Origin of the sequence: Butyricimonas sp. Marseille-P3923, assembly GCF_900184685.1 — a bacterium.
Lineage (GTDB): Bacteria > Bacteroidota > Bacteroidia > Bacteroidales > Marinifilaceae > Butyricimonas > Butyricimonas muris.
On record NZ_FXXL01000004.1, the window covers coordinates 148172 to 160728 of the forward strand.

Genomic DNA, 12557 nt, shown 5'->3' on the forward strand with positions numbered 1-12557 from the left:
AAGAGGGGTTTCCATTGCGGAAGCCCCTCTTTGCTTGCTCAAATATTTCGAGTCTTTCCTTCGATAGTTAATCGTCCAACCGCAAACAGGGAGGGGATAAAGAAGGAGATAATACCGATGGCACAGATCACGAGTCCGCCGATGGCGAAGGTGTTCGAGATGCCGATATTGTCGGCGATATATCCGGTTCCCATTAGCCCGATCATGGAGGGGAACATGCTGATGCTCATGAATATGGAAAATACACGACCGAGGACGGCGGGATTGACCTTTGTTTGTACCACGGCCATGAATGAGGCGTAGTAAACGGAGCCTGATACGCCCTCTATGGCTGTCAGTATCACGAACCACACGAATGCCGTGGGCGGTAAAAGCCCGGAGAACAGGAATGATATACCCAGCAGGATATACATTGAATTAATCAGCACTATTTTATTGACCTTGTATTGACGGAGGCTTAACACGAGTCCGCCCGCAAGGGAACCGACGCTCCATATTGCCTCTACCAGACTCATCTGGTAAGCACTTCCGGAGAAATGATTGAGAGTCATCAACGGGAACAATACGCTGATAGGCATGATAAAAAGAGTTGCCAGTATGGAAAGCAGGAAAAGGAGTGTCATTCCTTTATGGCTCGTGACTTCCCTTTGCGCCTCCTGTAAATCTTGCCATAGGTTCAATTTCGTTTTCGTTTCACCGGGTTTCGGGTTGGGAATGGTGACAAACAATAACGAGGTACAAGCGAGTAACGCACCTGCCACGTCAAGCATAAGAACGTAAGTCATATCGAGCATCGTGATGGCTAATGCCCCTAAAGCGGGCCCTGCGATGTTACAGACGGATTGTATGATCTGGTTGATTCCCGCGACGCGTAAAAGCTGGGATTCCGGTGCCAACAAGGGGATGGACGCTTGCATGGAGGGCATGTGGAAGGCCGATCCGACAGAACGTAATGCCAGTAACGTGTATATTGCCCATACCTCTGCCTGCCCGAAGTAAAACAGTACGGCAAGAATGAAGGTGCAGAAGGCAATAAAACTGTCCGATAGTATCATAATCCATTTCCGGCTCCAGCGATCGATGAGGATACCGGAGAATAGACCTAACACGGCTTGCGGGAGTAAGGCTGATATCGTGGCAAATGCCAGTGTTTCAGCTGATTTGGTTTCGAATGTCAGCCATAATATGATAGCGAAATTAACAAGTGAACTGGTCAGAATGGAGAAAAACTGTCCTGTCCATATAATAGCGAATACTTTTTTCCAATTATTCATGGTTGTTTTGTATGAATTTTAAACGTTTAAACGCATCTCACCCCGGGATGTGTCGTTTCTTTTTTAAATAATAAATGCGAAAATAGAATCTTTCCCGTGAATGGAAAGTTTCTCAAGATAGCCGGAAAAACAAGTCCTGGACTTCGTTAGCCTCTCACCCTGTAATTTCTTGCCATAAAGAAATGATAAATCTTCATAGATGGTATTTCATGTAAATTTCCACGAAAATAGATATATAATACGAATGATCCTAATAAAATGTGTAGATTTTCCATATCTTTGCATAGTAGGGCGTCTGTAATGACCTGAATATGTAATAATTCACGAAAAGTGTTGATTCATGGAAAGTAATCCACAATTAGAGTTGGCGTTTAATTTCTTGGAATATACTGGGGTGAACGTGTTCCTGACGGGAAAGGCGGGAACGGGAAAGACCACGTTTCTGAGGAACTTGAAAGAGCGTTCCCCGAAGCGGATGATCGTGGTGGCTCCGACGGGTGTGGCGGCGATTAATGCGGGTGGAGTGACCATTCACTCGTTTTTCCAGTTGCCTTTCGGGCCGTATATACCGGGTGTCACGGATGTGATAACGCATGACGGGAAGGCTCGTTTCACGAATAAGTTCAGTCGGGAAAAAATAAATATTATCAAGACGATCGACTTGCTGGTGATCGACGAGGTGAGTATGGTGAGGGCGGATTTGCTGGACGCGGTGGACGACGTGTTGCGTCGTTACCGGAACCGTAACGAGGCTTTCGGCGGGGTGCAGTTGTTGTTGATCGGGGACTTGCAACAGTTGGCTCCCGTGGTGAAGGATGACGAATGGATGTTGTTGAAACAACATTACGAGTCGGCTTATTTTTTCCATAGCAAGGCGTTGGCGGCAACCCGTTACGTGCCGATAGAGCTGAAGCAGGTGTACCGTCAGCAGGATGGTATCTTTTTGGATCTGTTGAACCGGATAAGGGAAAAACAGATTGATGCCTCCGTGTTGAATACTTTGAATCAACGATGTATACCGGGATTTACCCCTTCGGATGAGGACGGGTATATCACGCTGACCACGCATAATCATCAAGCGCAGCGGATTAATGATCTGAAAATGGCGGCATTGAATACTCAAGCCTACACGTTCAGGGCGGAGATAAAAGATAATTTCCCGGCGTACTCGTACCCCACGGATGAATTACTCGTGTTGAAGAAAGGGGCACAGGTGATGTTCGTGAAGAATGATTCCTCCCCGGAGAAACGTTATTATAACGGGAAAATAGGCAAGATCACGGCGATTAATAATAACACGATCGAAGTCGTGGGGAAAGAGGACGGAATGCGGATTCTGGTAAACCGGGAGGAGTGGACGAACACGAAATACACGTTGGACGAAGAAACGAAGGAGATCGTCGAGATGGTGGAAGGGCGGTTCAGCCAGTACCCGTTGAAGACGGCGTGGGCGATCACGATACACAAAAGTCAGGGATTGACGTTCGAGCGGGCAATCGTGGACGCGAACGCGGCTTTCGCTCACGGGCAAGTGTACGTGGCGTTGAGCCGTTGCAAGACTTTCGAGGGATTGGTGTTGAGTTCTCCCGTGACGCCCCGTTCACTGATCAATGATAATGCTATCGATCAGTTCGTGAGTGAGGTGGAGCAACATGAACCCGGCACGGAGGAGCTGCATCAGGCACGGCAATCGTACTTCCGGGAGTTGTTGCTGGAACAATTTGATTACGAGTCTATACGTTGGCGGTTGCATTATTTGTACCGGATACTGGACGAGCAATTGCGTCGCTTGTATCCCGAATGGGTGGAGCGTTACCGCGTGGCGGGAGCCCGTTGCGCGGAGGAGCTGTTGATGGTATCGGAGCGATTTCAAAACCAGTTGGAGGGCTTGATGCCGGAAAACGGGGTTTACGAGAACAATCCGGTGATCGCGGAACGGGTACGTAAAGGTGCGGCTTATTTTCGTGAACACACGAAGACAATTTTCGGGGACTTTCTGGAGGAAGCGATACCGGAAATTGACAACAAGGAAGTAAGGAAGTCCGTCGAACAAGCCATGGAACGTTTCCGGGCTGAAATAACCTTGAAAATGGAGACTTTGAAGACGATAGGGAATGGTTTCTCCGTGACCGCTTATTTACGGGCGAAGGCAAAAGCCTTGATTGATGCCCCGAAAGTGAAAATCAAGGCAAAGAAAGCGGGTACGGTAAAGGCGGAAGTGTCCTCCGACATATTGCACCCGAAATTATATACCACGCTTCGGACATGGCGGAATAAAGAAGCCGAACGTTTGAAACTGCCCGTGTACACGGTGTTGCAGCAAAAAGCTTTGCTGGGCATCAGTAATCTGCTACCGACAAACACGAAAGAATTGCTTGCCGTTCCGGGAATCGGAAAAAAGATAGTGGAGCGCTACGGTGCTTTGATTTTGAGTATGGTAGATGAATATAGAGGGTTTTAAAAAAAAAAGACCGCTTTTGAGCGGTCTTTTTTCTATATCAAATAATAATTATTTTGCTTCCGGAATGAACATCATGTCAACCACGTCGGCACCCTTGAATAATTTCTTGGTGAATTTCTGTACATCCTTCGGGGTGATCTTGTCGATGATATTATCGAAGTTTTTCGGGTCGGTAATATCGATACCGCGGAGGTAGTAAGTTTGGATAGCACTCATCCAATAGTTATTGTGAGGTTTGGATTGTTCACGGTTTTTCTTCATGGTCGTGATAACCTTGCTGATCTCTTCCTGTGTAGGAGCTTCTTTCATTAACAAGTCGATTTCGGCATAGATTAATGATTTCAAGTGGTCAGCCTTATCCGGGTCGCAATCGAACATCATGCTCATGCTATAACTTTCGTACGGTTCTCTGGATGATCCGGCTTGAACGCTTACTCCATAGGTACCGCCTTCTTTTTCACGGATATTTGTCAGGTATCTTTGATCGAGTACTCCTTTCAAGATGTTTTGGCAGATATTGTCGTGAATACTGGTTTTCATATCTTTAGAGAAGCTCGTGATAACGGTAGCTTTCGGGTCCTGCAACGGAAGTTCGATCACCTTCACGGTTTTTCCTTTCGGGCCTCTTACCTTGTTGTCAACCCACTTCTCTTTGCGGTTGAAGGACTGCACGGAACCCAAGTATTTTTCAACCAACGGTTTCACGGTTTCAGCGTCAATGTTACCCACGATAAAGAACGTGAAGTCGCTGATATCTTTGATACGGTCACGATAAATTTCCTCGATTTGCTCTATACTGATCTTATCCAAGAATTCTTTCCCAAACAAAAGGGTTCTCGGGCTGTAATTGCTCATGATCATGTTAATAGAGTCCTGCATGATTTTTTTCGGGTTGTTGTCCATGTTCGCGATAGCCGCGTAGTTACGTTGCATGATCGCGTTGTGGACTTCTTTGTCGAAACGAGGTTCCTCGAATTTCAGATAGATTAATTGCATCAAGGTTTCGAAATCCCCGGGAGTTGAAGCACCACCGACAGATTCTGACAATCCGCTGATACCGATACCGACGTTTGCTTGTTTACCTGTCAACAATTTTTTCAAGGTAATAGCATCGTAGTCGCCTAATCCGTAAGCTCCAACGAAATCAGCGACAACTTGCGCGGAAGCTAATTTGTCAACACCGTATAGAGAGGTCCCCCCCTTGCTGTAAGAAGCCACGGCTACTTGGTCTTTCTCGAAATCTGCTTTGCGGAATACAATTTTTGCGCCGTTCTCCAAAGTCCACTCTTCTGCTTCGAATTGCGGTAATTTCTTGGTAGCGATGATTTTTGAGCCTTTCAACTCTTTGTTGATCAGTTTGGCTTCGGCAGATTCGTCCTGATAGGGTTCAAGTTGAGAATCTTCAACTTTTTTCAACGTGGCGAGAGCCTCTGCTTCCGTGATGTGTTTCACACCTTCTGCCGGTCCTTGCACGATGATTACCATGTTGGTCGGAACGATATATTGTTTTGCCAATGCGGAAACTTCGTCAACGGTGATTGTCGGGATAACCGCTTTCGCGAACTCGTAATAGTAATCGAAGTCAACGATAGGATCTCCTTCAAGGAAGTTTTCTTTTATTTCATCGATATAGTCTTCGGAAGTGGTTTTGTCTTTTTGCTTGTTAGCCGATTCCAAACCTACCAACATGTTTGTTTTTGCTCTTTCGAGTTCTCCTTGCGTGAAGCCGAATCTTTTTACTCTTTCATTTTCACGGTAGATGGCTTCCAATGCTTCAGCTTCCTCGTTCGGTTTTGCTGTTGCCCCGAAGTAATAAGCGTTGACGCCTCTCACGATACCACCGGCGAAGCCTGCGCTTCCGTTGATGAAGGGAGGATTACCTTTTTGGAGTAATTCGTTGATGCGTTGAGCCAACATCGTGTTGTAGAATGATTGAACAAGTCCTTTCTTCAAGGCTTCGTTCAGTCCTTTTTCTTCTTTCGTGGGAGCCGGGTATTTGATGTAAACGGCGATGGAAGAATTAGTTACTTCCTTATCCGTGGCGCACACGAACTTGATTCCGTCGTGGGGAAGGACTTCGAAAGTTTCTCTCACGGCAGGATTTACCGGAGTCGGGATCTTGGAGAATAATTCCTTTACCTTTTGCTCCATTTTTTCAGCGTCGAAATCTCCGACAACTGCAATCGCTTGCAAATCGGGACGGTACCATTTGTGATAGTAATCACGGAGAGTCTGGTATTTGAAGTTTTTGATGATGTCCAAATCACCGATTACATCTCTTTTCGCGTACTTGGAATCGTTCAAAAGAACCGGCATGGTTACAGCTCTCATGCGGAATCCCGCGTCTCTTCTGGTTCTCCACTCTTCGGAAATAACGCCTCTTTCACCGTCGATTTCTTCGTCAACGAGCAGAAGGTAGTGCGACCAATCGTGAAGCACGAGCAGACAAGTGTCTAAAAGTCCTTCGTTCGTGGTGGGAACATCACTGATATTGTACACGGTTTCGTCTTGCGCGGTGTAGGCGTTCACGTTTCTACCGAATTCAACCCCGTGTTTTTCCAACATATTGGTGATACCTTTTCTTCCGGGGAAGTGTTTGGTACCGTTGAATGCCATGTGCTCCAAGAAGTGAGCCAATCCGTTCTGGTCATCGTTTTCGAGGATCGCTCCCACGTTCTGGATGATGTAGAAACTTGCTCTGTCCTTGGGTTCCGCGTTGTGGCGAATGTAGTAAGTCAAGCCGTTAGCTAATTTTCCCGTTCTGACATTCGGGTCTTTGGGAAGTGGTGCTTTCATGTCATATTGGGCGAACAGGCTAGAGCTGAGCAGCGCCAATAAAGCACACACGGTTAATAGTCTTTTTGTCATACGAATTATTTTAATGTTTTAATGTTTGTGTCTGCAAATATAGTAAAGTGTAAGCAAATTTATCCTGTCGCTTAAAATCTTTAACGTTAATTTATGGCGGAATTGTAAAAATAGAGAAAAATGAAGGCTTCCCGAGGTAGTCGGAAAGATTATATGTTAATATGATTTTAACTTATCAGGTGTTTTGGAATCAGAAAAATCTGTAATTCTTAACTTTTTCCTGTTCAATTCTCGTATAGGGCATATAAAAAAGGAGAGGAATAGTATGATTTGGAAGATAAATATAAGTAAGTGGTTTTCTTGGCTTAACTTGGGAATTAAAGATCCCGAAACGGCTTCACTCGTGGAGGTGATGTTACAGATTGCGGTTATTTGTCTGATTGCTTTTTTGTTCACTCTTTTTCTCCGTAAAGGGGTGATGAGGTTGCTTGCCAAAGTGGTCAAGCGTACCAAGACCAAGTGGGATGACGTGTTTTTGGATGAACATGTTTTCCAGAGAATTTTTAACTTGATACCCCCGCTGTTTATTGATTTTGCCTTTAAGATTGTTTACGGGAAGTGGGAGCATATTGAGCTTTTCCACCGTTTTATCGTGGCGTGGATTCTGGTGGTGGCGGGATACGTGATTGTCACGGTACTGGATGCCATTAACCGGATTTACGAGTCCTACCCGGTAGCGCGCGACAGACCTATCAAGGTGTTCGTGCAGGTAATCAAAATATTCGTGGTGTCGGCGGTCGTTATCACGATCGTGAGCGTGTTTATCGGGGAGTCGCCCCGTAATCTGTTGGTCGGATTGGGTGCTTTCGCGGCGGTATTGATGTTGGTTTTCAAAGACGCGATTCTGGGGTTTGTCGCGGGTGTGCAGTTGTTGTCCAATCAGATGGTGCGTATCGGGGACTGGATCGTGATGCCGAGTAATAATGCGAACGGGACGGTGCTGGAAATCAATTTGTACACGGTGAAGGTGCAAAATTGGGATATGACGATCACGACAGTGCCTACTTACCAGTTGGTTTCCAATTCTTTCACGAACTGGCGGGGAATGCAGGAATCGGCGGGACGGCGGATTATGCGCTCTATTAATATAGATATGAATTCGGTGCATTTCCTGTCGGACGAGGAGATCGCCATGTTGAGAAAATCTGACGTTCTGAAGGGATATATTGAGGATATACTTCCCGTGCTGACAGAACAGAACAAGGGGAAAGGGGATGTGTTGGACGAGAGGCGACTGACGAATTTGGGGATTTTCCGTCAATATGCCGTTCGGAAACTGGAAGCAAACCCGAATCTGAATATGGATATGACGTATATGGTGAGGCAATTGCAACCGTCTGCCACGGGAATCCCGTTGGAAATCTATTGTTTTTCACGCATTCAGGAGTGGGTGGCTTACGAGAAAGTGCAATCTGATATTTTCGATCATTTGCTTGCCGTGATGCCTTATTTTCATTTGCGTATCTACCAGTACCCGTCAAAATTGTAAACGAGGGGGGAAGATTATGAAGGGAAATACAGGTTTATTGTGTAAAATAAGCAAAAAGATACACATGTAAGATGTATATTATTTATATTTCATATGTATCAATTCCTATTTATTTCCTATTTATCTCCTATTTATAGCCTATTATAATAGGAATAAATATGTTTTTTATTGGGAATTATATACATGTTTTTACATTTTTGATACGAGATATATTAGTTAAAGATTTAAATTTGTTATAGGACTTCATCGTGATCTGGGGCGCTCGAAGTGAGAAATTATGAGGTCGGGGATGATTTTTTCTTTTTTTTAGTTTGAATATTCGTATTTTTTTGTATATTTACATGTCGGCTTTACAAGTATAAGTCAATGAACAGGTATTTTTTGAATAGTACATGCTTCGTTATGGTTCTGGTTACAAGCATATCAATAAAGAAATTCAGTTTTTCTCGTTACTGGCGATAGCTCCTGTTGTGAAAACAGGAGCAGTGCCGATGATTTAGTTTCCCTCTAAACCGAGAGGAAAATTTTCCTTCTTACACGTGTCGAAGTTTGAAATTTGAAAGCTAATTACTAATAACAGATGATTATGAAACGGACTATGTTATTGTTTTGCTGTATCCTTTTCACGGGAGGAACAGTGGGCGCACAGGACTTTGAACCGAGCAAGCAGGCTCAAGGTTACCTGGATGCCAAGAATGTCACGGTGGAGCACTCGACCGGAATTTTTCATTACAAGGTTCCATTATTCAGTCTCGGGGTGGGTGATTTTCAGTTGCCTATCAGTCTTGATTATGCGGCTAGAGGGGTAAGGGAAGAGGACGCGAGCGGGATCGTGGGGTATAACTGGTTGCTGAACACGGGAGGCGTTGTTACTCGAACGATACGGGGAGGGATTGCTGACGAAACTCCATATCATGGATATTTATGGGAAGCCAGGAGACGTGATGCGCTTCCTTTGCCAGAGGATGTTACCAGGGTGAACAAGCGGGAACGTGACGGGGAATGCGATATTTTTACTGTGGTTTTTAATGGACGATCCGTGAATTTTATAATCAAGATGGACGAGAACTGCCGAATACACGCGGACCCTTTGGAGCGAACAAATGTCCGTATAGAGTGTGAATCGAACCGAGGGCAGGAAATCAACGGTTGGATTGTGACGGATGAAAGCGGGAACCGGTATATTTACAGGCAAAAAGAGTATTCCGTTGATATCATGAAGGAAGATGCCATCAGTTTTAACGGGGTTCGAGATAAAACTTATGTCTCGTCGTGGTACTTGAACCGGATAGAACCATGTAATCAAAGGCCTATCGAGTTTACTTACCTGGCGGAAGTGCGACTTTACGACAATTCGCAAGAAGATATTAACACGACAAGGTTTTATTCCTCTTATAAATCCCAGTATTCTTACGGGAGTAAAATGCGGGAACGGGTGTTTGATTTCGGGAAATATAAAGACGAATTTGACCAAGATATTCGTCAGGCTAAAAATTACTTGAACAGTTTCTCCCTTGAAATGCAGTTGAATAACGAGTTGTACAAGTACATGGGAAACGGACAATGGGTGCGTAACCCGAATTTTGAAGCCGGACAAGCGGCTATAAACGCTAATTTCAGGATCATGGGGCAAGTGGCGAATTTCACTAGCATAACGAATGCCTCCAATGCGTTGATTCAAACACTAAACCAGTTAATCGGCACGTACGAGAATTCATCGTCCCATAACGCCAGAATGGCTGCCTCGTTTTTCAGGGCGGCTAAAAGTTGCGTCACGCGGAGTTTGGACGAGGTGGATTATAATGTTTCTTTGCGGGAGTGTTCGAGTGGGACGGCGTTCACCGTAAAATCTCCCGTCTTAACCCATATCTCGGGTGACGGGCAATTTATCGAGTTTAAGTATTCGGGCGGGTGGGGAAACTTCCGTCTTGAACAAATTTTGTCGAGAGACGTGTTGGGAGGGGTGATCTCGAGTGTTAGACTAAATGGTTACAACACGTTAAACCGATTGTGTATTTTGGACAAGAACGGGCAAGAGGTTCAGGGGATTAAATTTGATTATTACACGAGTCCCTCGCCCGGGGAAGAGATCGTGGACGCGTGGGGATATTACAGGCGCAAGTCAGGGAATAACGATAAAGGGTATAGTCAGTTCGTGGATGCGGATTACGCTAAAATAGGGTCTCTTGAAAGAATCACGACAACGATGGGAGGAAAAATGATTGTTGATTATGAAAGCAATACCCTGATAACTTTCACTTCAGATCTTTTCGGGGGAATCCGAATAAAATCATTGCAAGTGGATGATGACAAGAGCAACACGCATGACACGATTCATTACCGGTATCCCATGCGAGGTTTTCCCGTTTTCTCGCGTGTATCGAATCACGAGAACATCGAGTATGCCGGTTTTCGTGATAACGTCACGCACTCGAGGATGAAATACACGAATATGTCTTGCGTGAACACGGGCAATAACGGGATTTATTACCCGTACGTGCTGGAAACTACCCGTGGAAAAGGAACAAAAGCTTATTTGTTCTATGGTACTCCTGTCGTTTCCCCGTTAGAACCACACGCTTTCTGGTTAGCGAGTTTGCCACTTGGCGAAGCGATTTATGATAGTAACGGTGGGCTCAAGGAGCTCGTGAAATTCAAATATGCTACCGATTTGTATTATGTGTCTGGAAACGGGTATTTCGTACCTGCGGACACGACAGATAGTTACAAGCGTGCTATCACGCAAGTTAAAGCCTATGAGTACTATATGGACGAAGAATTCCTGGAAGATTATTATCGAAGACAAGGGGACATTTTTTTATACCAGGATGGTAGTTTGCTGCATTATATTAATCCGTATAAGGAGTATTATTTGTATAATATCAAGCCTCGCGTGAGTGTGCGATTGCCGGAACAAGTCTATTGTATTAAATACGGGGGAAAAACACGGTTGAAAGAGAAAGCCGTGTACCGGTTTGAATCTCAAGTCACGAGCGAGCCTTTGATGTCTGATTTTTCCAGTAAAGCGACCGGGACACCTTATCAAAAGATAGAATATTTTTATGATAATGTTGTGAACTCGAGTTATCCCACGCGTGTTTCGACAACAGATGCCAAGGGAATAATGAGCACTACGGTCACGAAACGGGTGACGGAGATGGGAAACGCCTCCAACCCGGTTTTCGAGATGATGAAACAAAAGAATATTCTGACCCCGGTTGTCAAGGAGAGCCAGTTGAAAGGTGACACGATAAAAAAAGAGTGCGTTTTCGTGCATGAGATGCTGCAGGAGGATAGTTGTTGTTACTGGGGGGTGGCACAGGTATACGCTTTTTATCCGAGTACCACGAACACGCTGGCATTTTCTTCGCTTGCGTCACCCGATGTGAATTTGTTCACGCTGGGGCAAACTAATTATTTGCAGGAACAGGATGTCGTTTACCGGAAAAGCAGTCAACGATACTTGCCCGTAACCATCAAAACGAGCACGGGAGAAGTTGCCCGATGTTACGACTCCAATCAGGGGTACATGATATTGAAAGCGGAACATGCATCAGCATGCGGTGTGGCGGCGATAGACTTGAAGAAATACGATGAATCGTCGCAGACGATTCGTGAAATGCAAATGTTACAGAAGGCTTATTCTGTTTGCTCGAGATTCTGGCAGATACTCGAGGGAATAGATGAAAGCTTGGAATCGGAAGAGTTTCGATATTATGTCTGGAGCCGAGAACATGATATTATGAAAGAGGTGATCCTCGTGGTTGCAGCCCGGCAAACTATGGCACTTGAAAAATTTTACGCTTTACTGGATAGTGTCAGCGCAAATAATTATCGGTATCTTCACGCATTCCGGGAACGATATTGGCAATTTGCTGACGAACACCCCGAGTTGACCGATTTGCGCTACCTGGTCTATAACATCTGTGAGTTTATACAGAGAGGTATAATACGGGAATTTAATGTTTTGAAATATAATTATTTGCCGGGTATGGAAGATTACTGGAACTGTAACGATCTTCTTGAAATAACGGTACTCCCGGAAACCAAGCGTGTGAGGTTGTTCGTTATTGTGAAAGATCGTGCCGGTTATATAAATTACACGGTGGAGCATTCCGGGGGAAGGGCATCGGGTGAATTCGAGTTATCCAATTCATCGGGATATTCTTTGCAGTGTTTCGATTTAGATCTCGGTAGTCACGAGAATGTAACTTCAGTGAAAATAAGCCGACCCTCTAACGGGGTAGCATACTGTGCTTTAGTTCCCGATAACGTGGCATTCGAGGCGACCTCCTACAATTTGGACGGTACTGTTTTTTGCAAGTTCAATCAAAACGGTCAACTGGAGTTGAACGAGTATGACGCGGCGGGACGTCTGGTTCGAGTGAAGGACGAGCGTGGAAACGTGATTCGAGAATGCCTGTATAACGTGGTGAAATTGAATTGATAACCCTAAACCTGAAAG

At 45.0% G+C, this 12557-nt stretch carries 5 protein-coding genes; 3 read left to right on the forward strand and 2 right to left on the reverse strand.

Translation table 11 applies throughout. From position 1 onward, the window contains the following. Positions 1-38: 38 nt before the first annotated feature. Positions 39-1274 (reverse strand): MFS transporter, encoded by a 1236-nt coding sequence (locus CS948_RS02355; protein ID WP_099290153.1) that lies wholly within the window; start codon positions 1272-1274, stop codon positions 39-41. Positions 1275-1614: 340 nt separating this feature from the next. Here CS948_RS02355 and CS948_RS02360 point away from each other — a divergent pair, with 340 nt between their 5' ends. Then, positions 1615-3735 (forward strand): HRDC domain-containing protein, encoded by a 2121-nt coding sequence (locus tag CS948_RS02360; RefSeq protein ID WP_099290154.1) that lies wholly within the window; start codon positions 1615-1617, stop codon positions 3733-3735. A 48-nt stretch (positions 3736-3783) separates the two neighbouring features. Here the strand turns inward: CS948_RS02360 and CS948_RS02365 are convergent, their stop codons facing one another. Then, entirely contained in the window at positions 3784-6603 is a 2820-nt protein-coding gene (locus tag CS948_RS02365; protein WP_099290155.1) for a pitrilysin family protein, read from the reverse strand. A gap of 265 nt (positions 6604-6868) precedes the next feature. Here CS948_RS02365 and CS948_RS02370 point away from each other — a divergent pair, with 265 nt between their 5' ends. Further along, positions 6869-8092: a mechanosensitive ion channel family protein gene (locus CS948_RS02370; RefSeq protein ID WP_099290156.1), complete on the forward strand. Its 1224-nt coding sequence runs from the start codon at positions 6869-6871 to the stop codon at positions 8090-8092. Positions 8093-8678: 586 nt separating this feature from the next. Continuing rightward, complete coding sequence (locus tag CS948_RS02375) at positions 8679-12539, forward strand: hypothetical protein (protein ID WP_141560864.1); 3861 nt, start codon at positions 8679-8681, stop codon at positions 12537-12539. Positions 12540-12557 lie beyond the last annotated feature (18 nt).

Bases quoted from the DNA above. Each gene is read 5' to 3' on its own strand.
- CS948_RS02355 (WP_099290153.1), bottom strand. From the start codon at position 1,274: ATGAATAATTGGAAAAAAGTATTCGCTATTATATGGACAGGACAGTTT.
- CS948_RS02360 (WP_099290154.1), top strand. From the start codon at position 1,615: ATGGAAAGTAATCCACAATTAGAGTTGGCGTTTAATTTCTTGGAATAT.
- CS948_RS02365 (WP_099290155.1), bottom strand. From the start codon at position 6,603: ATGACAAAAAGACTATTAACCGTGTGTGCTTTATTGGCGCTGCTCAGC.
- CS948_RS02370 (WP_099290156.1), top strand. From the start codon at position 6,869: ATGATTTGGAAGATAAATATAAGTAAGTGGTTTTCTTGGCTTAACTTG.
- CS948_RS02375 (WP_141560864.1), top strand. From the start codon at position 8,679: ATGAAACGGACTATGTTATTGTTTTGCTGTATCCTTTTCACGGGAGGA.